Raw genomic sequence first — 22,030 nt, 5'->3', positions numbered from 1 at the left:
CCCTTTCAGCCCGCCGTACGTTTCACCGCCACGTCCCGCATCACCCGGTGGACCGCGATTCCGGCCGCCAGGGTCGCGGCCACCGAGAGCGTGAACGCGAGCGCGAACGGCAGGTTCTGGGTCAGCGCGCCGTGCTCGTCGATCCGGATCAGCCCGTCGGCGACGAGACCGGGCAGCGCGCCCGGGGCGATGAGCGGCACGGCGATCCACGGCCGGAACCGGTAGAACCCGGCCGAGATCAGGATGCCCGACGCGAGGTAGCCGGCCGTGGCCGGAAGCACGTGCAGGTATTCGGCCGCGGCGTCACCGAAACGGAACAGCGGGTAGCCGTCGCCGCGCTGGTCGAGCAGGCCGAGAACGGTGCTTTCGACGCCGTGCCCGAGCACGACCACGGCCGGGAACGCGAGGACGACGGCGAGGCCGAAGACGGCGACGCCGCGGAGGTATTCGTGCCGGGTGAAGCCGTTGGCCAGGAACAGCCGGAAATGCATGCTGATCAGCAGGATCCCGGCGACCAGGGGCCAGTATTTGGCCATGGCGCCGACCACGACCAGCCAGAAGCTGAACGGCATCGGGTTGACCGACAGGATCGCGACCACCGCGGTCACCTCGACCGCGATCATGATGGCCGCGATCCAGAGGACGAGCGGGCGGAAGATCCGGAACAGTTCGGCGTTGACGCTCATCGGGTTCGCCTCGCTGGGGTTCGTCCCGCTCGTCCGTCTCGCCTCGCTCGGGTTCGGCTCGCTCATCGGGTTCACGTCGCTCGTCCGGTTCGCCTCGCTCATCGGGTTGCCTCCAGCGGCCGGGGTTGCGACGTCAGGTGGACAAAGAGGTCCTGGATGCCGAGCGGTCCGAACGCCAGGCCGTCACGCTCACCGCGGGCCACGTCGTCCGGGTCGAGGGGGCCGTCGAGGGTCAGGGCCCGTACGCCACCCAGGCTCTGCTCGCCCAGCACGGTGTGCCCCGCCGCGAACGCGGTGACCAGCGCCGCCGGCCCGGTGACGGTGACGCCCCGCCCGCGCAGGGCATCGGTCTCGTCGTGCAGCAGGACCCGCCCCCGGTCCATGATGATCACCCGCTCGAACAGGTCGGCCACCTCCTCGATGAGGTGGGTCGAGAGCACGATCGTGCGCGGGTGCGACAGATAGTCGTCGAGCAGCTCCCGGTAGAAAAGCGTGCGGGCCACCGCGTCCATACCCAGGTAGGACTCGTCGAGAATGGTCAGCGGCGCCCGCGAGGCCAGCCCGAGCACCACACCCAGCATCGAACGCTGCCCGCGCGACAGGGCGGAGACGCGCTTCCGGGTGTCGAGCTCGAACATGTCGGACAGCTTGGCGGCATAGTCGGCGTCCCAGGTGGCGCGCAACCTTCCCGCCGTACGCAGGACACACCGCACCCGCTCGGAATCGCTGACGTCGAGCGTGTCGCGGATGAAGCTGACCCGCCGGGCCACGCGCGGATTCTCGAACGCCTCTTCCCCGTCCACGAGCACAGTCCCCGCGGACGGACGGCGATAGGAGGCCAGCGCGCTGAGCAAACTGGTCTTACCCGACCCGTTGCGGCCGAGAAGACCGTAGATGGTGTTTACGGGCAGCGTCAGATCCACGCCGTCAACGGCGACGGTCCGCCCGTACGCGATGGTGACGCCCCGCATTTCGATCATCGCCGGCTCCCCAGATAGTCGGTGATCTCGTCAACCCCGATGCCGACCCGTTTCGCCTCATCCAGCATGGGCTCAACCACTTCGGCAAAGAACCGTTGCCGCCGCTCGGAGCGAAGCTTGCCCGGGGCGTCCGGGCTGACGAACATCCCGATACCGCGGCGCTTGTAAAGCACACCCTCGTCGACAAGCTGAGCAAACCCCTTGGCGGCGGTGGCCGGGTTGATTCGGTAGAAGGCCGCGTATTGGTTGGTGGACATGACCTGGTCGTCCTCCCTGAGGGATCCGGTCAGGATGTCGTTTTTGATGCCGTCGGCTATTTGCAGGTAGATGGGGCTGCGGTCGTGGAACACCGGGCGCCTCCTCTACTGCATTGGTTCATTACTCATGTAACGAACCGTAGAGTCTGGGTGGGGGTGATCGCAAGGGCGTGCGGTGTTGTGGTCGGGCTTGGTGCCGCCGCCTGCAGAGCGGCCGCTGGATTCTTAGCTCGTCAGGCGCGCTGCCGGACGTGGTCACGGTCGCTGCCGCCGTTTGCGTGGTCGCTGGTTGCGCGGCTTGCCAGGCGCGCGGCGTCGTGGTCACGGTGACTGCCGCCCCTCGCGGTGCGTCGCTGGTTACGCGGCTTGCCAGGCGCGCGGCGTCGTGGTCACGGTGACTGCCGCCCCTCGCGGTGCGTCGCTGGTTACGCGGCTTGCCAGGCGCGCGGCGTCGTGGTCACGGTGACTGCCGCCCCGTCAGCTTTGCGCCTGTTGCGCTGCCGACTGGTTGCGTTTGCGGTCATTATTTCACGGGTCTGGAACATTTTTCGAAATGTCGTAACCGATGATCAGGCTCCTCTATTTTGGCATGATCGAATTACCGTTCGGCGGGTTTGGTGCGGGATAATTAGGCATGCGGCAGCTTCAATTGTTCACCTCTTCCGAACTCGCCAAGATGCGCGACCGAACCAAGCGTCGCAACTATTCCGCGGCGGGCGAGGAGTTTCGCCGAGAGCACGCGCGGCACCGAGCGTGGGGGCTCACCCAGCGCCACGCGTTGCGCCTGCTTCAGCTGCGGCGCGAACGCGAGCGCAAACAGTTCGACCAAGACGAGCGCGGCCGCCGACAGTCCGGTGGCCCACAGTCCGCAACGCCAACAAAGAGCTCTTGTGCTGGCAAAACGCTGACCACAGACTCGCCGAAGCGCCGAGCGGAGCCAGAGCAGAAGGTCGCAGCATCGCCCGAAAAACTGTCGCCCCCGACTCGCGCAGCCACCCCGCCGAAAGCCACCCCAGAACCGAAACCGGCACCACGCTCCGCGCCCACCTCTTCCCCGGCTCCCGCTACTGCACCTGCGCCCGTCTCTTCGCCCGCGTCCACTCCTTTGCCCGCGCCCCGAAAATCCATCACCTTTCACCGAGACGCAAGAAAAGCCACCGCAACAATTCACGCCAAGCAAACATCGACCGAGAATCACGAGCCACCAAATCAGCACCGATTGTCAGCAACAAAGCTCACGCCTCCAAAGGAAAGCGCCCGTCCGACCACCACCCGACGTGGCGGCACTCTGCAAGCCACAGAATTGCTCGCCCAGACGCCCAGCCATGCTCAAAGCTCGCGCGGCGGCACCCACCGCAACCACGACGCCCCGCGCCTGGCCAGCCGCGCAACCACCCACCCAGCAGCCAGGGCGGCACCCACCGCAACTACGACGCCGCGGGCCTGGCCAGCCGCGCAACCAAACACGCACCGCAAGAGGCCGCACCCACCCCGACCACGACGCCCCGCGCCTGGCCAGCCGCGCAACCAAACACGCACCGCAAGAGGCCGCACCCACCCCGACCACGACGCCGCCCGCCTGGCCAGCCGCGTTACCAGCAACGCAGTCCAAGCAGCCACACCCGCAAAGGCGACGCGGCCCGCCCAGCGAAAACCAGCCAAGACCTCAAGCAGCAAACGTCTGCGGCAAAACCCCGTCATCCCAGAGCTGATCCAAATGCTCAAGGAACCCGACCAACGACCGCTCCAACTCCCGCCGCTCCCCAGCCGGCAGCGCCTCCAACGGGTCGCTGAAAACCAACCCTTCGGGATGCTTGGCCCGCGTCCCCACAAAACGACGGCACGACGAGCACCACACGTAGCTCACCAACGTAGGCCGACGGGCCTGGGACGGGGCGTTCACATACGCGCGCAACGTCATGGCCCCACAAGCAGGACACTCACGCTCCCCCGGCGCGGCGAAAAAGCTTTCGCCCTGGGTCATCGCCGCCACCTGATCGCCTGTGAAGCTGTCCCAACTCATGAAGGGCAACCTATCCCGCGATGCGGTCACGCCTCGTCCAACGCCGCCGCAAGGGCGGCCGTTGAAGCAATCAGGCCTCCGCAAGGGCGACCGATGAAGCAGCCACGCCTCCGCAAGGGCGACCGATGAAGCAGTCACGCCTCCGCAAGGGCGGCCGATGAAGCAGTCACGCCTCCGCAAGGGCGGCCGTTCAAGCAGTCACGCCTCCGCAAGGGCGGCCGATGAAGGGATCAGGCCTCGTCCAGCGCCGCCGTCAGGTCGGCCAGCAGGTCTGCTGTGTCTTCGATGCCGCAGGAGAAGCGTACGAAACCGGGGCTTGTGTCGTCGCCCCACTGGGCTCGGCGGTCGGCTGTGGTGTGGACGCCGCCGAACGATGTGGCTGCGAAGACCAGCGACGCCGCGGTCAGGAAACGGGCTACCCGCGAGGCTGAGCCCAGGTCGAAGGAGACGATGCCGGGGATGCGGCGCATCTGGGTGCTGGCCACCGCGTAGGACGGGTCGGAATGCAGGCCGGGCCACCGTACGCCGGTGACGTCCTCGCGGCCGACCAGCAGGGCGGCTACCGCAGCCGCGTTTTGGCTCTGGCGGGCCAGGCGCAGGTCGAGTGTGGCGATCGAGCGGTGGGCCAGCCACGCGTCGAAGGCTCCGGGGATCGCGCCGGTGTGTTTGCGCCAGGTCTCGACCTTGGTGAACAGCTCGGTGTTGTTGGTGGCGACGTAGCCCAGCAGCACGTCCGAGTGGCCGGTCAGGGCCTTGGTGCCGGAGGCCACGACCAGGTCGGCGCCGAGTGCCAGCGGGTTCTGGCCGAGTGGGGTCGCTGTGGTGTTGTCGACGGCGACCAGGGCGCCGGCCGCGTGGGCGGCGGCCGACACCTCGCGGATGTCGCAGACGTCGAGGCCGGGGTTGGCCGGCGTTTCGAGCAGCACCAGGCGGACGCCGGTGAAGTCGGGGTACGGGCCGGCGGTCGGCACCGCGACCGTCGTCACGCCAAGGTCGCGAAGGGTGCTCTCGGCGAAGCTGCGGACCGTGAAATAGCCGTCGGAGGGCAGGACCACCGTGTCGCCCGAACGCAGCACCGAGAGGAGCAGGGCGGTGATCGCGGCCTGGCCGCTGGCGAACGTCAGCGTGCGGCCGCCCTCGAGCTCGCCGATGGCCGACTCGAGCAGGCGGCGGGTGGGGTTGTCGGGGCGGCCGTAACCGTTGTCGCCGACCTGGCCCTCGGCCGGGTCGAGGTGGTAGGGCGCGGCGAAGACGGGGCCGGGCAGGAACGGGTCACCGGCCTCGGCCTCGGGCAGACCCGCGTGCACGACCCTGGTGCCATCCGAATAGCTCACTCTGGTTTCATCTCCCGGCCCATCAGCAGTTTCACCGCCACCCGCGGGTCCACTCCCTCGTGGCAGACCCGCTCGACCTGCTCGGTGATGGGCACCTCGACCGAGTGGGCGCGAGCCAGGTCGCGGATGGCCAGGCAGCTCTTGACGCCCTCGGCGGTCTGCCGGGCCGCGACCTGCGCCTGCTCCAGAGTCTTACCGAGGCCCAGCTGCTCACCGAACGTGCGGTTGCGCGACAGTGGCGACGAACACGTCGCGACCAGGTCGCCCAGGCCGGCCAGACCGGCGAACGTCAGCGGGTCGGCGCCCAGTGCCACGCCCAGGCGGGCCGTCTCGGCCAGGCCGCGGGTGATCAGCGACGCCTTGGTGTTGTCGCCCAGGCCCATCGCGGCCGCCATGCCGTAGGCGAGGGCGATCACATTTTTCACGGCCCCGCCGAGCTCGCAGCCGATCACGTCTTCGCTCGTGTAGGGGCGCATGTAGGGCAGCGCGATCGCGTGCTGGACGGCCCGGCAACGGTCGTGGTCGGTGCCGGCCACGACCGTTGCGGCGGGCTGCTCGGCGGCGATCTCGGGGGCCAGGTTGGGGCCGGAGACCACCACCACGCGGGACGGGTCGACGTGGGCGGTCTCGACGATCACCTGGCTCATCCGCTTGGTGGTGCCGAGCTCGATGCCCTTCATCAGCGAGACCAGCGTGGAGTCGGGCTCGAACGCGCCGGCCCACTCGGCCAGGTTGCCGCGCAGGGTCTGCGACGGCACCGCGATCGCCACCACCTCGGCGCCGGAGACCGCCTCGGCGACGTCGTTGGTGGCGGTGATCCGCTCGGGCAGCTTGAGCCCGGGCAGCGCGCTCTCGTTGAGGTGGTGCTCGCGGATCGAGGTGACGACGGATTCGCGCCGCGCCCAGATCGTGACGTCGGCGCCGGCCTCGGCCAGCATCTTGGCGAAGGCCGTGCCCCAGGCGCCGGCCCCGATCACGGCCGCGCGGGCCATCAGGCGTCCTCGGCGTTGGTGGCCTGGCGGCGTGGGCGGTCGTAGCGGACGGCGGGCGGTGTCTCGCCCCGCAGGTCGCCGACGAGGGCGCTGATGTCGTGCATGATCGCCTCGGTCATCTCGTCGAGCACGGCGCGCGTCGGGGTGGCGCCCTGCCACTTGCTCAGGTCGACCGGCTTTCCGGCGGTGGCGACCACGGGCGTACGGAGCCGGAAGCGCAGTTTGCTGGTGCGCGGGTCGAAGATCTCCTGCGCGCCCCAGTTCGCCACCGGCACCACGGGCGCGCCGGTGACCAGGGCCAGCCGGGCCGCCCCGGTCTTGCCGCGCATCGGCCACAGGTCGGGCTCGCGGGTGGTCGTGCCCTCGGGATAGATGATCACGACGCCGCCCTGCTGGAGGGCGTCGACCAGCACGTCGAGAGACTTCACCGCCTCCACACTGCCGCGTTCCACCGGGATCTGCTGGACCTTGCGGAGGAAGCCGCCGAGCACCGGGACCTTCCACAGGCTGGCCTTGCCCAGGAAACGCGGCCACCGGCCGGTGCTGAAGATGTAGTAGCCGACGATGAGCGGATCGAAGTGCGACACGTGGTTGGCGGCGATGATCACGCCGCCCGAACCCGGGATGTTCTCCCGGCTGAGCCAGGTCCGTTTGGTCCAGACCTTCAGCACGGGGATCACCAGTATCGCCGCGAAACGCCGCCAGAACCCGAGCCTGCGGTGCGCCACGGCCCCTCCTGCCTGCTGTGCGACGTGTCCCCGCCGCCCCGTCTTCGTACCTGCGACGAAATCATGCCTGCTCGAAGCCTGCGGTACCAGGTAGGGGTCCTTACCGGTGTCGCTGGCAGACTTGGCCCAATGGTGCGCGACTGGACTGCGGTGATGCCGGTCAAGCGGCTGACCGCCGCGAAGAGCCGGCTGCGGGGCGCTGTGCCGCCGGCCCGGCACGCCGATCTCGCGCTGGCGATGGTGCGCGACACGGCGTCAGCTGTGCTGGCCGCCTCGGCCGTGGCCGAGCTGCTGGTGGTGACCGACGACCCGGTGGCCGCGGCCGCCGTGGCCGCCCTGGGTGCCCGGGTGGTGCCCGACCGGCCGGGCGCGGGGCTCAACGAGGCGATGCGCTTCGGCGCCGACGAGGTGGCCGGGCCGGGCCGGCACCGCGCCGTGCTCGCCGGGGATCTGCCCGCGCTGCGCCCCGACCAGCTGGACGCCGCGTTGACCGCGGCCCGGGCCGGGCGGGCCTTCGTGGCCGACGCCGAGGGCAGCGGCACGGTGCTGCTGGCCGTGCCGCCCGGCGAACCGCTCGACCCGCGCTTCGGCCCCGGCTCGGCCGCGGCGCACGCGGCCTCCGGAGCCCGGCCGCTGGCGGGCGACTGGCCGGGCCTGCGGCAGGACGTCGACACCCCGGCCGATCTGGCCACGGTGCTGGGCCTGGGGGCCGGCCGGCACACCTGCGAGCTGCTGCGTGACCTGGGACTCGAGGTGGCCTGCGTCTCGGCCGCATGAGCGGTAGCTTCTAGGCATGCAAGGCACGATTGCGACATTCGACCCCGCTTCCCGCAGCGGCACCCTGCTGCTCGACGACGGCACTGAGCTGGCCTTCGGCGCCGCCGCCTTCGACGCTTCGGGGCTGCGCAAACTCCGTCTCGGCCAGCGGGTCGACATCGAGGGGGATCAGGACGGAAGCGTCCGCCAGGTGAGAATTCCCGGGATTGCCTGAAGCCTTCGCATGTTTGTTCGTTTCACGTTCCGCAGAAACCGGCAATGATGGTGCGATGCACACCTCGCCCCGGACCCCCGAACCCCGCCGGCGTGGCCCGAACGGCCGCTTTCTCACCCGTACGACCCCGACCGATCCGGCACCCGTGGGCGAGACCGTGGTAGCCGCACCCGACGATCCGACACCGACGGAGCCTGTGGTGACCGCCAGCACCGACATCCCCGACCCGACCGCGCCGGACGAGCGTCCCGAGCTCCCGGAGGACCGGTTCCTCAACCGCGAGCTCTCCTGGCTCGACTTCAACGCGCGGGTGCTGACCCTCGCCGAAGACCCGGAGACCCCGCTGCTGGAACGGGCCAAGTTCCTGGCCATCTTCGCCAGCAACCTCGACGAGTTCTACATGGTCCGGGTGGCGGGCCTGAAGCGGCGGCTGAACGCAGGGCTGCCGATGCGCGGCGGCGACCGCTCGTCGCTGCGCAACCAGCTCGAAATGATCTCGCAGCGCACGGCCGACCTGGTGACCCGGCACTCGGCCTGCTTCTCCGACGAGGTGCGGCCCAAGCTGTCGGCCGAGGGCATCGAGGTGGTGACGTGGGCCGACCTCGACGCGCCGGAGCGGGAACGCCAGCGCACCTACTTCCGCGAGCAGGTCTTCCCCGTGCTGACCCCGCTCGCCGTCGACCCGGCGCACCCGTTCCCGTACATCTCGAACCGCTCGTTGAACCTCGCGGTCGTGCTGCGTGACCCCGATGACGCCGGGGGCGAGCTGTTCGCGCGCATCAAGGTGCCGAACAACGTGCCCCGGTTCGTGACGGTGCAGAACGACAGCCGGGCGGCGCGGTTCCTGCCCGTCGAGGAGCTCATCGCGGTCCACCTCGACCAGCTCTTCCCGGGCATGCAGCTGCAGGAGTGGCACCTGTTCCGGGTCACCCGCAACGCCGAGCTCGAGGTCGACGAGGACCGCGACGAAGACCTGCTGCAGGCGCTCGAACGCGAACTGGCCCAGCGCCGTTTCGGCCCGCCGGTGCGCCTCGAGGTGGCCGCCTCGATCAGCGACCACGTGCTCGACCTGCTGGTGCGCGAGCTCGACGTGGTCAGCTCGGACGTGCAGCGGGTGCCCGGCCTGCTCGACCTGTCGGCGCTGTGGCAGGTCTTCGGCGAGTGCGACCGCGACGACCTCAAGGACCGCCCGTTCGTGCCGGCCACGCACCCGCAGCTGGCCGACGGCGAGGTGCCGCGCAGCGTCTTCAACCGGCTGCGCGAGAGCGACATCCTGGTCCACCACCCCTACCACTCGTTCTCGACGAGCGTGCAGCGCTTCATCGAGCAGGCCGCGGCCGACCCCAACGTGCTGGCCATCAAGCAGACGCTCTACCGCACCTCGGGCGACTCCCCGATCGTCGACGCGCTGGTCGACGCGGCCGCCGCCGGCAAGCAGGTGGTGGTGCTGGTCGAGGTGAAGGCGCGCTTCGACGAGGTGGCCAACATCGCGTGGGCCCGCACGCTGGAGCGGGCCGGCTGCCACGTCGTCTATGGCCTGGTGGGCCTCAAGACGCACTGCAAGACGGCGCTGGTGGTGCGGCAGGAGGGCAACCAGATCCGCCGCTACTGCCACATCGGCACGGGCAACTACCACCCCAAGACCGCCCGCCTGTACGAGGATTTCGGCATGCTCACGGCCGATCCCGAGGTCGGCGCCGACGTCACCGACCTGTTCAACGTGCTCACCGGCTACAGCCGCCAGAGGTCGTACCGCCGGCTGCTGGTGGCCCCGCACGGCGTACGGTCCGGCCTGATCGAGCGCATCGAGGAGCAGGCCCGCATCGCCCGCGAGGGCGGCGAGGCGCTGGTGCAGATCAAGGTGAACTCGCTCGTCGACGAGGAGACGATCGACGCGCTCTACCGGGCCTCGCAGGACGGTGTGAAGGTCGACCTCATCATCCGGGGCATGTGCGCGCTGCGGCCCGGCGTGCCCGGCCTGTCGGACAACATCCGCGTCCGCTCGATCGTCGGCCGGTTCCTGGAGCACTCGCGGGTGTTCCGGTTCGGGGTGGGCGACGACGCCGAATACTGGATCGGCTCGGCCGACATGATGCACCGCAACCTCGACCGCCGCGTCGAGGCGCTGGTGCGGGTCACGCTGCCGACCGCCAAGGAGTCGCTGCGCTATGTGCTGGATCTGTCGATGAGCGACGGCACCGAGGGCTTCGACCTGGCCGGCGACGGCACCTGGCACCGCCACCCGGCCAACCTCACCGAGCCGCACATCCACCTCCAGGAGGCCCTGCTGCGCCGGACGATCGGCAAGGCGTCCTGAGATGAGCGACACGGTTCGCGCCGCCGGTGGAGTGCTCGTGCGGGGCGGCGAGGTGTGTCTCGTGCACCGCCCGCGCTACGACGACTGGGCGCTGCCCAAGGGCAAGCTCGACGACGACGAGCACCCGCTGGTCGGCGCCGCACGTGAGGTACTGGAAGAGACGGGCTGGGAGGGCCGCGTCCGGCTGGGGCTGCCCCAGGTGGCTTACACGCTGCCCGACGGCACACCCAAGACGGTCGACTACTGGCTCATGGAGGTCGTCGGCGACGGCGGCCCGGTGCAGGACACCGACGAGGTCGACCGGGTCGAGTGGCTGCCGTTCGCCGAGGCCGCCGAGCGCGTCAGCTACGCCGACGAACGGGCCCTGATCGAGCACGTGGCCGCGCTGCCCCCGGTGACCGATGTGCTGGTGCTGGTGCGGCACGCGCACGCCGGGGAACGCAAGAAGTGGTCGGGCAACGACGCGCTGCGGCCGATCGACGAGACCGGCCAGGCCCAGGCCGAACGGTTCGCGCTCATCTGCGGGCCGATCGGGGCGCAGCGGCTGTTCACCGCGACGCCGTTGCGCTGCAAGCAGACCCTGGAACCGCTCGCGGCGGCGCTGGACGGCATGCCGATCGTGGTGGACGGCGCGTTCTCCGAGCCGCCCGAGGCCGAGGAGGCGCCGGCCAAGGCGAAACTGGCCGCGCAGCGCCTGCTCGAGCTGCGCTCCGCGACGAGCCTGCCGGTGGTCTGCAGCCAGGGCAAGATAATCCCGCACCTGCTGGCCGCGCTGCGCGACGAGGCCGACCCCGAGCCCTACAAGACGCCCAAGGGCGACGCGTGGTTGCTCACCTGGAGCGACGGCTCCCTGCTGGAACCGAAGCGGCTCTAGGGGCCACGGCGACCGGATCGGCCCGCCAGTAACCGATCAGGTCGCCGGTGAGCCACCGCGCCCGCCACAGCTCGTCGTCGCGGGGCTCCCAGTCGCGGAACGGCAGCAGTGCCACCCGCCAGCCCAGCACGCAGACGAGATACCAGTTGTAGACCGGGATCAGGCCCAGCCACGCGTCCCGGGGCCGGTACGACGCCCGGGGCGCCAGCACACGCACGGCCGCGGCGGCCCAGGCGCACGTGACGACCCAGTCCAGCAGGGCCGAACCGGTGTACCGCTCGGCCAGCGTGCCCAGCGTCCAGCCCGGCACGACGGCCGCCGCGAACACCAGCGTGGCGATCAGCGACCTGCCGACCGGCCCTCGCGGTGATGCTCTGCGCTCCATGTCCCGGACGGTAGGCCCAGCAACGCTTTCCGCGCCCGCACACGCGAAAGGCGTCCACCGTTAGGGTGGACGCCTTATCGGCCCAACATGATGCGATCCGCGAAACTAGCGGGACTTGCGCGCCGTGCTCGTGGCGCGAGCCCGGGCCGGAGTCGCGGCGGCCGCCGCCGTGGTGGTCTTGCGTGCGGTCGTCTTCTTGGCCGCCGCCGTCTTGGTGGCGGCGGTCTTGGCCGGGGCGGCCTTGGTGGCAGCGGTCTTCTTGGCCGCTGTCGCCTTGGTAGCGGTCGCCTTGGCAGCGGTGGCCTTCGTCGCCGTCGACTTGGCCGGGGCCGCCTTGGTGGCCGTGGTCTTCTTGGCCGCCGTCGCCTTGGTGGCGGCGGTGGTCTTGGCCGGGGCGGCCTTGGTCGCGGCGGTCTTCTTGGCCGCCGTGGCCTTGGTGGCGGTCGACTTGGCCGGGGCCGCCTTGGTGGCGGTGGCCTTGGTCGCGGCCGTCTTCTTGGCGGCCGTCGCCTTCGTCGCGGTCGTGGCCTTCGTCGCCGTCGACTTGGCCGGCGCCGCCTTGGTCGCGGTCGTCTTCCGAGCCGCCGTCGCCTTGGTGGCGGCGGGGGTGGCCTTGGTGGCGGTCGCCTTGGTGGCAGTCGCCTTCTTCGCCGGGGCAGCGGCCTTGGCGACCTTTCCGCTCGCGACCATCTCGCGGAAAGCAGTGCCCGGCTTGAACGCAGGCACGGAGGTTTTCTTCACTTTCACCGGCTCGCCAGTCCGCGGATTACGAGCGGTCCGCGCATTGCGTGCCCGCTTCTCGAAGACGCCGAAGCCGGTGATGGCAACCCGATCGCCCTTGGTGACAGCTCCCTGCACCTCGGCGATGACCGCGTCGAGTGCCGCCGTGGCGGACTTGCGGTCTCCCAATCGGGCTGCGAGCGCCTCGATGAGCTCGGCCTTGTTCACGATTTTCCTCCCAAACGTGAGAACTGAGCCTCACTGGCCCAATGCGAGCCATTCTGCGCGCACCGTATGCCCTCTGACCAGCGGACACAAACATTCGTGTCAAAAAAACCCTTGTGTTACAACGAATTCGCCCCTGCCGGGGATGCGGCAGGGGCGAAAAACGGTGCTCTGACTAGGGTTTTCGCCCTCAGGCGGTAACCGGCTTGAAGGACGGACGATTTTTCTCGAACGTGGTGATGGTTTCGGCGTGGCGCAGGGTCAGTCCGATGTCGTCGAGGCCCTCCATGAGGCGCCAACGACTGAAATCGTCGATCGGGAACGACCACGAGGCGTCGTCCGCGGTGACCCGGCGGCCTTCCAGGTCCACGGTGATCTGCTTTTCCGGCTCGCTCTCGCCGAGGTCCCACAGCGCCTCGACGGCTTTCTGGTCGAGCTGGACCGGCAGAAGCCCTTCCTTGAGCGCGTTTCCGCGGAAGATGTCGCCGAAGCGGGCCGCGATGACCACCTTGAAACCCCAGTCGCGCAGCGCCCAGACGGCGTGCTGACGCGAGGATCCCGTACCGAAATTGGGGCCGGCGACCAGAATGGTGGCGCCCGCGTGGGCCGGGTTGTGGAGCACGAATCCCGGATCCTCGCGCCAGGCGCTGAACAGACCGTCCTCGAATCCGGTGCGGGTGACCCGCTTCAAATAGACCGCCGGGATGATCTGGTCGGTATCCACATCAGAGCGGCGCAGCGGCATGACTTTGCCGCTGTGGGTGACGAACTTGTCCATCAGGAGTCTCTCCCGGCTCTCTACAGATCAGCGGGGGCGGCCAGCTTGCCGACCACGGCGGTGGCGGCGGCGACCTGCGGCGAGACCAGGTGCGTACGCCCGCCCTTGCCCTGCCGGCCCTCGAAGTTGCGGTTGGAGGTCGAAGCGGCGCGCTGGCCCGGGCTGAGCGTGTCGGGGTTCATGCCCAGACACATGGAGCAGCCCGCGAAACGCCACTCGGCGCCCGCCTCGGTGAAGATCTTGTCGAGCCCCTCGGCCTCGGCCGCCTCGCGCACCTTGTACGACCCGGGGACGATCATCATGCGGACGTCGTCGTGCACCTTGTGGCCGCGGATCACGTCGGCCGCGGCCCGCAGGTCCTCGAGGCGGCCGTTGGTGCAGGAGCCCACGAAGACCACGTCGACCGGAACCTCGCGGAACGGGGTGCCGGGCGCCAGATCCATGTATTCCAGGGCGCGGCGGGCGGCGCTGCGGTCGGTCTCCTCGATGAACTCGTCGGGGTCGGGCACCACGCTGTCGAGCGGCGCGCCCTGACCCGGGTTGGTGCCCCAGGTGATGAACGGGCTGATCGCCTCGGCGTCCAGGATGATCTCGGTGTCGAACTCGGCGTCCTCGTCGGTCACGAGCGTCTTCCAGTACGCCACCGCGGCGTCCCACGCCTCGCCCTTGGGCGCGTTCTCGCGGCCCTCCAGGTAGGCGAACGTGGTCTCGTCGGGCGCGATCATGCCGGCCTTGGCGCCCCACTCGATGCTCATGTTGCAGATGGTCATCCGGCCCTCCATGGAGAGCTTGCGGATGGCCTCGCCGCGGTATTCCACGATGTGGCCGTTGCCGCCGCCGGTGCCGGTCTGCGTGATGAGCGCGAGGATCAGGTCTTTGGCGCTGACGCCGGGGCGCAGCTCGCCGACCACGGTGACCGCCATCGTCTTCGGCTTCGCCTGCGGCAGCGTCTGGGTCGCCAGCACGTGCTCGACCTCGCTGGTGCCGATGCCGAACGCCAGGGCGCCGAAAGCGCCGTGGGTGGCGGTGTGCGAGTCGCCGCAGACGATCGTCATGCCGGGCTGGGTCAGGCCCAGCTGCGGCCCGATCACGTGGACGATGCCCTGATTGACGTCGCCCAGCGGGCGGATCTGAACACCGAACTCGGCACAGTTCTTGCGCAGCGTCTCGATCTGCGTCCGCGAGGTCGTGTCGGCGATCGTGAAGAGCTCGCCGCGCTGGGTGTTGAAGGCCGGGTCGGCATAACCGGTCGGCGTGTTGTGATCCTCGGTCGCGAGCGTGAGATCGGTGCGTCGAACCGGGCGGCCGGCCATGCGCAGGCCGTCGAAGGCCTGCGGGCTGGTCACCTCGTGCAACAGGTGCAGGTCGATGTAGAGCAGATCAGGCTCACCCTCGGCAGCACGCACGACATGGTCGTCCCAGACCTTTTCGGCCAGGGTCCTCGGAGTGACTCCCACCATCTGGACATCCTAAATTCTGGGAGGTATGTTTCGGCTTGTGGGACACAGTATGAGCGGTGTCGGCGTTCTCGACAAGGCGGTAGTCATCCTGGCGGCGTGTGTCGACGGCGCCAGCCTGGCCGAACTCGTCGACCGTACGAAGCTGCCGCGAGCAACCGCACATCGCCTGGCCCAGGCCCTGGAGATCCACCGGATGCTGGTGCGCGACACCCAGGGCCGCTGGCGCCCGGGCCCCCGCCTGGGCGAGCTCGCCAACGCGGCGCCCGATGTGCTGCTGACCGCCGCCGAGCCCCTGCTTTCCGCATTGCGGGACGCGACCGGGGAGAGCGCACAGCTCTACCTGCGCCGTGCCGACGAGCGTATCTGTGTGGCCGCGGCCGAGCGCGCGAGTGGTCTGCGCGACACCGTGCCGGTCGGTTCGGTGCTGCCCATGGTGGCCGGTTCGGCAGCGCAGATCCTGCTCGCCTGGGAGCCGCCCGAGGCGGTCATGCCGCTGCTGCCCCGCTGCAAGTTCACCGGCCGCACCCTGGCCGAGGTGCGCCGGCGCGGCTGGGCCCAGAGTGTGGCCGAGCGCGAGCCCGGTGTGGCCAGTGTCTCGGCGCCGATCCGCGACCGTACGGGCCGGGTCATCGCCTCCATCTCGATAAGCGGTCCGATCGAGCGTCTGGGCCGCCGTCCCGGGGAGCGGCACGCGATGGCCGTCGTCCGGGCCGGGCAACGACTTTCGGGGCTGTAGTCACGACTTCCCGATCGATAGAGTCCCGGCGTGCGGCTCTTCGGTCGGGAAACGGAATGCGCCGCGCTCGATTCCCTCCTCGGTGAGGCGCGATCCGGGCGCAGCGCGAGCCTGGTGCTGCGCGGCGAAGCCGGCGTCGGCAAGACCGCCCTGCTGCGATACGCCGGGAGCCGCGCGACGGAATGCCTCTGGATCAGTGGTGTCGAGCCCGAGACCGATTTCCCGTACGGGGGTTTGCATCGTCTCCTGATTCCCCTGCTCGGTGACCGTGACCGGCTGCCCGCCACCCAGCTGGCGGCGCTCGAGGTGGCGTGCGGCATCGCCGACGGCCCGCCGCCCGACCTCTATCTGGTCAGCCTGGCCGCGCTCACCCTGCTGGCCGGCACCCCGGCCGCCGACCGCCCGGCCGGGCCGCGGCTCTGTGTGGCCGACGACGCCCAGTGGCTCGACCGGGAATCGTTGCGGGCCCTCGCCTTCGTGGCCCGCCGCCTGCACGCCGAGGGCGTGGTGCTGCTGTTCGGGCTGCGATCCGAGGGCGACGAACTGGGGCTGCTGGCCGGCATCGAGGCGCGCGAGATCGGCGGCCTGCCCCACGACGCGGCGGTGGCGCTGCTCACCGATGTGGTGAACACGACGGTCGACCGGGTGACGGCCGAACGCGTCGTGCACTCCACCGGAGGCAACCCGCTCGCCCTCACCGACCTGGGCCACGAACTCACCGCCGGACAGCTCGGCGGCAGTGTCGCGCTGCCCGAACCGGCCCCGATCGGCAGCCGGCTCGAGGCGCACTACGCGGCCCGGATCGCCGCCTATCCCCCGGCCACCCGCACGTGGCTGCTGCTGGCCGCGGCCGACGCGGGCGGCAGCACCGACCGGCTCGTCGCGGCGGCCCGCCTGCTGGAGGTGACGCCGGCCGACGCCGGCCCGGCCGAGGCCGACCGGCTGATCACCGGTTCCCCGGCGGTGACGTTCCGGCATCCGCTGGTGCGCTCGGCCATCTATGGCGGCGCCCCGCCGGCCGAACGCCGGGCCGCCCACCGCGCCTTGGCCACCGCGATCACCGCCGAGGCCGACGCCGACCGGCGCGCCTGGCACCTCGCGGCGGCCGCGGCCGAGCCCGACGAGGCGACCGCGGCCGAACTCGAGCGGCGGGCCGGCCGGGCCGCGGCCCGCGGCGGGCACACCGCCCGCGCCACGTTCGTGACCCGGGCGGCCGAGCTGACCCCCGAGCCCGGGCTGCGGGCCGTGCGCCAGGTGCGGGCGGCCGAGGCGTCGCTCGCGGCCGGGGCCTACGGCCGGGCGTTGCTGCTGCTCGACGACGTGGACGAGAGCGCGCTGCCCGGCCCGGTGCGCGGCAGCGCATTGATGACCCGATCACTGGCCGAGGTCAACACGGGCACACCGGCCGGGCAACGGCTGGGTGCGGCCCGCTGTCTGGCCGCGGCCCGGGCGTTCGGCGACGACCACGACCGGGCCCGGCGGGCCGTGGTGCAGGCGATCGAACTGGCCCGCAGCGCCGAACATCTGGCCACGGTGAGCGAGCCTGAGATCGCCGGCGAGGCGGCCCGGCTGGTGCGCGGCACGACCGGCCTCGACGGCCTGATCCTGGACGGGTACGCGGCCTTCACCTTCGAGGGCTACGCGGGTGGGTTGCCGGCCGTGCGACGGGCCGTCGCCGCGATCACCGACCCAGCCGTGAGCGACGAGGCGCTGCTGGCCCGGCTCGTGGTCGGGGTCAACTTCTGCACGCTGCTGTGGGACGACGCGGCCAAGGAAGGGCTGCTGCGCCGGGCTGAGACGGCCGCACGGCGCAGCGGAGCCCTGCACGCTCTGGATCTCGTGCACTACCTCGGCGCGATGACCTGGTCGCTGCTGGGCGGGCTGAACGAGGCGGACCGGCACGACGCCGCCGGGCAACGCCTGCGCACGGCGCTCGGGATGACCGCCGACCAGGCCCAGGTCTGGCGGCACCCGGAACTGGCCACCTGGCGGGCCGGGCCCGGCATCCGGGAATCGGTCGGGGCCGCGCTCGGTGTCTTCGAGACGCTCGGGCTGGGCGGTCTGCACGGGTGGACACGGCTGAGCCTGGCCGTGCTCGACAACGCCGAGGGACAGTACGCGTCGGCCCGCGACACCCTGAGCGGGCTGATCGAACTGGGCCGGCCCCACCGTTATGCCGAGGCGCTGCCCGAACTGGTCGAGGCCGCGCTGCGCTCCGGCGACCGGCGCACCGCGAAACTCGCCGCGGCCGACCTCACCCTGGTCGCCGAGGCCTGCGGCACCCCGCGCGCGCTCGGCACCCTGGAACGGTCGCGGGCGTTGCTGGCCCCTGCCGGTGAGGCCGAACCGCACCACCGGCGGGCGATCGAGCTTCTCTCCGGCGGCATCGGCCCCGGCGACCTGGCCCGCGCCCATCTGGTCTACGGCGAATGGCTGCGCCGCCAACGCCGCCGGCGCGACGCCCGCGAGCAGCTGACCGTCGCGCTCGACATGTTCGCCGGTGTGCGGGCCGAGGCGTTCGCCGAACGGACGCGCAAGGAGCTGCGCGCGCTCGGCGGGGCGGCGCTCTCCCCCGTACGGGAAAGGAACGAAACGGCCCTGACCCCGCAGGAGGCCGCCGTTGCGCGCCTGGCCCGGGACGGGGGAACCAACGCCGAGATCGCGGCCCACCTGTTCCTGAGCGCGAACACCGTGGATTACCACCTGCGCAAGGTCTATCGGAAGCTCGGAGTGAAGTCGCGGCGGCAGCTCAAGGAGACCCTGCACGACTGACTACGTGTGGCGCGTGATTCGCCGATGGACGCGCTCCCAGCAGGATCGGCGCATGAGCACGATCGTTCTGGTTCATGGCCTCTGGGTGACTCCGCGCAGCTGGGAGCACTGGATTTCCTACTACGAGTCGCAGGGGCACACCGTCGTCGCCCCGGCCTATCCGGGCTTCGAGGTCGAGGTCGAGGCCCTGCGCGCCGACACCACCCCGATCGCCACGGTGACCGTTCCCGAGACCATCGCCCACCTCGAAAAGATCATCACCGCGCTGCCCGAGAAGCCGATCATCATGGGCCACTCGTTCGGCGGCACGCTCACCCAGTTGCTGCTCGACCGCGGGCACGGCTCGGCCGGTGTGGTCATCGACTCGGCGCCGCCCGAGGGCATCTACGTCAACCCGCCGTCACAGCTCAAGTCGCTGTTCCCGATCCTCAACAACCCCGCGAAACGCCACCAGGCGGCCGGTTTCACGGCCGAGCAGTGGCACTACGCGTTCACCAACACGCTCTCCGAGGAAGACTCGAAGGCCGCCTACGACCGCTACGCCATTCCCGCCCCGGGCAGCTGGGTGTGGGCGTACGGGCTGATCGCGAACTTCAAGCCCGGCAAGCAGGAGACGTGGGTCGACTTCGGAAACAAGGAGCGCGCACCGCTGCTGTTCATCGCGGGCGGGGCCGACCACATCATGCCCGCGTCGGTAAACAAGTCGAACGCCCACCACTACAAGGGCGAGGGCACGGTGACCGAGTTCTTCGAGTTCCCGGGCCGTTCCCACTGGACGTGCGCCGAGCCCGGCTGGGAGCAGGTGGCCGACAAGGCACTCGAGTGGGCCCTCGCCCACGCCCGATGATCCCTCTGACCGTCACCCACATCGGCGGCCCGACCACCCTGCTCGAACTGGGCGGGGTGCGGCTGCTGGTGGACCCGACGTTCGACGCCCCCGGCCGGCGCTACGCGTTCGGCTGGGGCACGTCGTCACGCAAGACCGCCGGCCCGGCTCTGCCCGCATCCGCGCTGGGTCCGCTGGACGGCATCCTGCTGACCCACGACCAGCACGCCGACAACCTCGACGACGCCGGGCGGGCGCTGCTGCCCTCGGCGCCGGTCGTGGTGACCACGCCGGCCGGGGCGCGCCGGCTGGGCGGCACGGGCCTGGAGCCGTGGCAGACCACCACCATCGGGGACGTGGAGATCACCGCTACGCCCTCGCGGCACGGCCCGGCCTGGAGTGTGCCAATTGTGGGGCCCACAACCGGATTCGCGCTGCGGACACCGGATTCCGAGTCGGTCGTCTGGATCTCGGGCGACACGGTGGTCTTCCCCGGCATGCTGGAGGTGGCCGAGCGTTTCCGCGTGGACACCGCGATCCTGCACCTGGGCAAGGTGCAGTTCGGCCTCACCGGCCCGTTCCGGTTCACCATGTCGGGGCGCGACGCCGCCGCGCTGTGCGCCCGGATCCGCCCGCGCCGCATCGTGCCTGTGCACTACGAGGGCTGGTCCCACTTCCACGAGGGCCGCGCCGAGATCGACGCCGCCTTCCCGCCGGGCACGCTGACGTGGCTCACGCCGGGGGTTCCGACAGCCTGATCCGGTCGGCGCGGCCCAGCAGATACTGCTGCTCGACCGTGTTGGCGGTCAGCCCGGCCGCCGCACGGTAGAGCCGCGCCGCCTCGCCGTGCTCGCCCGTCCGTTCCAGCAGATGGGCCCGGACGGCGCGTTCCCGTTGCCGGGTCAGGGGTTCGCCGGCCAGATCGTGCCGCTCGTTCAGCTCGTCGAGCAGGTCGAGCCCGCGCCTCGGACCGTACGCCTGGGCCACCGCGACGACCCGGCTGAGCCGGACGGGTGCCGTCGGGCTGACCGCTTCCAGACCTTCGTAGAGGGCGGCGATCTGCGGCCAGTCGGTCTCCTCGCCCGCGCTCGCGGCGGCATGCACGGCCGCGATGGCCGCCTGGATCCGATAGGGGCCCGCATCGGGTTCGGCCCACACGGCATCGAGCAGATCGGTCCCCTCCCGGATCAACGCCCGGTCCCACCGCGAGCGGTCCTGCTCTTCCCAAGGCACCAGACGACCATCATTTCCCGTACGGGCCGGACGCCGCGCCTGGGTGAGCAGCATCAGCGCCAGCAGCCCGGCCGTCTCGCTGTCGCCGCCCGCCGAGCCGTGCAGCATGCGGGTCAGCCGGATCGCCTCGTCCGCCAGGTCGACCCGGTCGAGGTGGTCGCCGCTGCTGGCGACGTAGCCCTCGTTGAAGATGAGATAGAGCACCGGCCGGACCCGTCCGGCCTCGACCGGCTGGGTGAAACGCACACCCCGCAGTTGTTTCTTGGCGCGGCTGATCCGGGCGCTCATGGCGTTCTCGCCGATCCCGTAGGCGTGGGCGATCTCGGCCGTGGTGAGCCCACCCACGGCCCGCAGGGTCAGGGCCACCTGGGCGGTGCTGGTGAGCGAGGGGTGGCAGCAGAGAAGCAGCAGGGTGAGGCTGTCGTCCACCGCGGACACCGGCGCGGCGGGCACAGCCGTCGCCGTGTCGTACTCCCGCCGGCGCCGGGCCTGCTCGGCGCGCAACAGGTCGACCAGCCGGCGGTAGCCGACCCGGATCAGCCAGCTCCGCGGATCGGCCGGGACGCCGTCGACCGGCCATTGCCGGCTCGCCGCGAGCAGGGCCTCCTGCACCGCGTCCTCGGCCAGGTCGAAGTGCCCGAACCGCCGGACGAGCGCGCCGAGCACCTGCGGCGCCTCGGAGCGCAGCAGATGCTCGACCGCGGGCCCCGGCGTGCTCACCCGGTGAATTCCCCGCCCATGATCGGCCGGATCTCGATGGGCTCGCCGAGGATCGCGACGATGCGCCCGACGATCTCGACCGCCCGTTCCTGGCTCACGCAGTCGATGACCGCGAAGCTGGCCAGCACCTCTTTCAGCTCGGCGAACGGCCCGTCGGTGGCGACCACACCTTGCTCGGTGCGGCGCACAGTCGTGCTGACCGCCGGGTGCGCGAGTCCTTCGCTGCCGACGAACTCCCCGGTCGCGACGAGCTCCTGCTGAAACTTCGTATAGACCTGAAAGGCCTCGTACGCCTCCTCCGACGCGTTCTCCGCGTCCCAGGCGGCGATCGGCGTGTAGGCGAGCAGCAGATATTTCACCGGACACTCCCGGAAGCCGCGGCGGACAGGGCGATCGCGGTGGTCCAGCCGAACGAGATCAGCCCGGTCAGCGCAAGCTGCACGCTCGCGTGTTCCGGAGACATCGGCAGAAGCAGCACCACCGCCACGATCCCACTGAGCCCCGCCACAACAAACGCCCTACGACGAACCGCCCGCACAAGATGCACAACACACGCCCCCGCCAGAGCCGTGAACCCCACCACGGCCGCCGTCGCATGCACCACCCCGTGCCACGACATCACTTCAACGGATCCCGAAGGCGCTCCCACCGGAAACCCGTTCTCCGCATCCGGCGCGAACACCCCCGCCACCGCCAGCCCCACACCGAACGCCCCGATCAGCCACACCATCGCCCGCCCACCGAGCCCACCGATCCCCACCCGGCGGAGCCCGACGGCCAGCGCCAAGACACCCAGCCCCGTCAGCACGAACGTGCCTACTTGAATCCACCCGAGCTCCCCCAGCACAAGCAGACTCAACGGATGCCGCCGAAGGTCAAACCCTTCCCGCCCCAGCACTTGAGCACCACTCGACAACGCAAAGAGCGGCCCAGCCATCACACCCAGAACCAGAAGCCCACGCCCACGCCGAACCCGGCGCTCCACAACCGCAG

General features: G+C 70.6%; 22 protein-coding genes. 8 read left to right on the top strand and 14 right to left on the bottom strand.

The window, feature by feature from the left end:
- Positions 1–5: 5 nt before the first annotated feature.
- From JIG36_RS18475 to JIG36_RS18445, 7 genes are all read right to left on the bottom strand, one after another.
- Positions 6–788, bottom strand: a complete 783-nt coding sequence (locus JIG36_RS18475) for a hypothetical protein (RefSeq protein ID WP_203377576.1) — start codon at positions 786–788, stop codon at positions 6–8.
- A complete protein-coding gene (locus JIG36_RS18470) occupies positions 785–1,666 on the bottom strand; it encodes an ATP-binding cassette domain-containing protein (RefSeq protein ID WP_203377575.1) in 882 nt (293 codons plus the stop codon). The genes JIG36_RS18475 and JIG36_RS18470 overlap by 4 nt, the downstream gene beginning before the upstream one ends.
- Positions 1,663–2,016, bottom strand: a complete 354-nt coding sequence (locus tag JIG36_RS18465) for a GntR family transcriptional regulator (protein ID WP_203377574.1) — start codon at positions 2,014–2,016, stop codon at positions 1,663–1,665. Before JIG36_RS18465 ends, JIG36_RS18470 begins: the two co-directional genes overlap by 4 nt.
- A 1,573-nt stretch (positions 2,017–3,589) precedes the next feature.
- Positions 3,590–3,946, bottom strand: coding sequence for a hypothetical protein (locus JIG36_RS18460; RefSeq protein WP_203377573.1), 357 nt, complete (start codon positions 3,944–3,946; stop codon positions 3,590–3,592).
- Between the two features lie 230 nt (positions 3,947–4,176).
- On the bottom strand, positions 4,177–5,280 hold the full coding sequence (locus tag JIG36_RS18455; protein WP_203377572.1) for a cystathionine gamma-lyase: 1,104 nt from the start codon (positions 5,278–5,280) through the stop codon (positions 4,177–4,179).
- Positions 5,277–6,272 carry an NAD(P)H-dependent glycerol-3-phosphate dehydrogenase gene (locus JIG36_RS18450; protein WP_203377571.1) on the bottom strand — a complete coding sequence of 332 codons (996 nt, stop codon included), beginning with the start codon at positions 6,270–6,272 and terminating at the stop codon, positions 5,277–5,279. The genes JIG36_RS18455 and JIG36_RS18450 overlap by 4 nt, the downstream gene beginning before the upstream one ends.
- Entirely contained in the window at positions 6,272–7,000 is a 729-nt protein-coding gene (locus JIG36_RS18445; protein WP_203377570.1) for a lysophospholipid acyltransferase family protein, read from the bottom strand. Before JIG36_RS18445 ends, JIG36_RS18450 begins: the two co-directional genes overlap by 1 nt.
- Positions 7,001–7,129: 129 nt before the next feature.
- On the opposite strand from JIG36_RS18445, the gene cofC reads away from it, so the two are divergent.
- From cofC to JIG36_RS18425, 4 genes are read left to right on the top strand one after another with little or no spacing between them, the layout of a single operon-like run.
- Positions 7,130–7,777, top strand: a complete 648-nt coding sequence (cofC, locus tag JIG36_RS18440) for a 2-phospho-L-lactate guanylyltransferase (protein WP_203377569.1) — start codon at positions 7,130–7,132, stop codon at positions 7,775–7,777.
- Positions 7,778–7,793: 16 nt separating this feature from the next.
- Positions 7,794–7,991, top strand: a complete 198-nt coding sequence (locus JIG36_RS18435; protein ID WP_203377568.1) for a cold-shock protein — start codon at positions 7,794–7,796, stop codon at positions 7,989–7,991.
- Positions 7,992–8,046: 55 nt separating this feature from the next.
- Complete coding sequence (locus tag JIG36_RS18430; RefSeq protein WP_203377567.1) at positions 8,047–10,308, top strand: RNA degradosome polyphosphate kinase; 2,262 nt, start codon at positions 8,047–8,049, stop codon at positions 10,306–10,308.
- A gap of 1 nt (position 10,309) precedes the next feature.
- Positions 10,310–11,182, top strand: coding sequence for an NUDIX hydrolase (locus tag JIG36_RS18425; protein WP_203377566.1), 873 nt, complete (start codon positions 10,310–10,312; stop codon positions 11,180–11,182).
- Here the strand turns inward: JIG36_RS18425 and JIG36_RS18420 are convergent.
- The 4 genes from JIG36_RS18420 to leuC all read right to left on the bottom strand — a co-directional run bounded on the left by JIG36_RS18420 (position 11,139) and on the right by leuC (position 14,750).
- The gene (locus JIG36_RS18420) at positions 11,139–11,567 is read right to left on the bottom strand and encodes a hypothetical protein (protein WP_203377565.1); all 429 of its coding nucleotides are present in this window, start codon (positions 11,565–11,567) and stop codon (positions 11,139–11,141) included. The genes JIG36_RS18425 and JIG36_RS18420 overlap by 44 nt on opposite strands.
- 105 nt (positions 11,568–11,672) lie before the next feature.
- The gene (locus JIG36_RS18415; RefSeq protein ID WP_203377564.1) at positions 11,673–12,515 is read right to left on the bottom strand and encodes an HU family DNA-binding protein; all 843 of its coding nucleotides are present in this window, start codon (positions 12,513–12,515) and stop codon (positions 11,673–11,675) included.
- Between the two features lie 187 nt (positions 12,516–12,702).
- Positions 12,703–13,290 (bottom strand): 3-isopropylmalate dehydratase small subunit, encoded by a 588-nt coding sequence (gene leuD / locus JIG36_RS18410; RefSeq protein WP_203377563.1) that lies wholly within the window; start codon positions 13,288–13,290, stop codon positions 12,703–12,705.
- A 20-nt stretch (positions 13,291–13,310) separates the two neighbouring features.
- Positions 13,311–14,750, bottom strand: a complete 1,440-nt coding sequence (gene leuC / locus JIG36_RS18405) for a 3-isopropylmalate dehydratase large subunit (protein WP_203377562.1) — start codon at positions 14,748–14,750, stop codon at positions 13,311–13,313.
- Positions 14,751–14,799: 49 nt separating this feature from the next.
- Between leuC and JIG36_RS18400 the strand changes: the two genes are divergently transcribed.
- From JIG36_RS18400 to JIG36_RS18385, 4 genes are read left to right on the top strand one after another with little or no spacing between them, the layout of a single operon-like run.
- A complete protein-coding gene (locus tag JIG36_RS18400; protein ID WP_023561932.1) occupies positions 14,800–15,486 on the top strand; it encodes an IclR family transcriptional regulator in 687 nt (228 codons plus the stop codon).
- Between the two features lie 30 nt (positions 15,487–15,516).
- Positions 15,517–18,258, top strand: a complete 2,742-nt coding sequence (locus JIG36_RS54070; RefSeq protein WP_203377561.1) for a helix-turn-helix transcriptional regulator — start codon at positions 15,517–15,519, stop codon at positions 18,256–18,258.
- 52 nt (positions 18,259–18,310) lie between these two features.
- The gene (locus tag JIG36_RS18390) at positions 18,311–19,105 is read left to right on the top strand and encodes an alpha/beta hydrolase (RefSeq protein WP_203377560.1); all 795 of its coding nucleotides are present in this window, start codon (positions 18,311–18,313) and stop codon (positions 19,103–19,105) included.
- On the top strand, positions 19,102–19,842 hold the full coding sequence (locus JIG36_RS18385; protein WP_203377559.1) for an MBL fold metallo-hydrolase: 741 nt from the start codon (positions 19,102–19,104) through the stop codon (positions 19,840–19,842). Before JIG36_RS18390 ends, JIG36_RS18385 begins: the two co-directional genes overlap by 4 nt.
- On the opposite strand, the gene JIG36_RS18380 is transcribed toward JIG36_RS18385, so the two are convergent.
- Genes JIG36_RS18380 through JIG36_RS18370 form a run of 3 tightly spaced genes read right to left on the bottom strand, consistent with a single transcriptional unit; the run spans position 19,817 to position 21,974 of the window.
- Complete coding sequence (locus JIG36_RS18380) at positions 19,817–21,037, bottom strand: RNA polymerase sigma factor (RefSeq protein ID WP_203377558.1); 1,221 nt, start codon at positions 21,035–21,037, stop codon at positions 19,817–19,819. The genes JIG36_RS18385 and JIG36_RS18380 overlap by 26 nt on opposite strands.
- Positions 21,034–21,396, bottom strand: a complete 363-nt coding sequence (locus tag JIG36_RS18375; protein WP_203377557.1) for a YciI family protein — start codon at positions 21,394–21,396, stop codon at positions 21,034–21,036. Before JIG36_RS18375 ends, JIG36_RS18380 begins: the two co-directional genes overlap by 4 nt.
- Positions 21,393–21,974: a DUF998 domain-containing protein gene (locus JIG36_RS18370; protein ID WP_268919639.1), complete on the bottom strand. Its 582-nt coding sequence runs from the start codon at positions 21,972–21,974 to the stop codon at positions 21,393–21,395. The genes JIG36_RS18375 and JIG36_RS18370 overlap by 4 nt, the downstream gene beginning before the upstream one ends.
- Between the last annotated feature and the right edge of the window lie 56 nt (positions 21,975–22,030).

The organism is Paractinoplanes ovalisporus, from assembly GCF_016834655.1.
Classification (GTDB): domain Bacteria; phylum Actinomycetota; class Actinomycetes; order Mycobacteriales; family Micromonosporaceae; genus Actinoplanes; species Actinoplanes ovalisporus.
The sequence above is the reverse complement of the archived record's forward strand: the minus strand, read 5'-3'. Positions and strand labels throughout refer to the sequence as shown.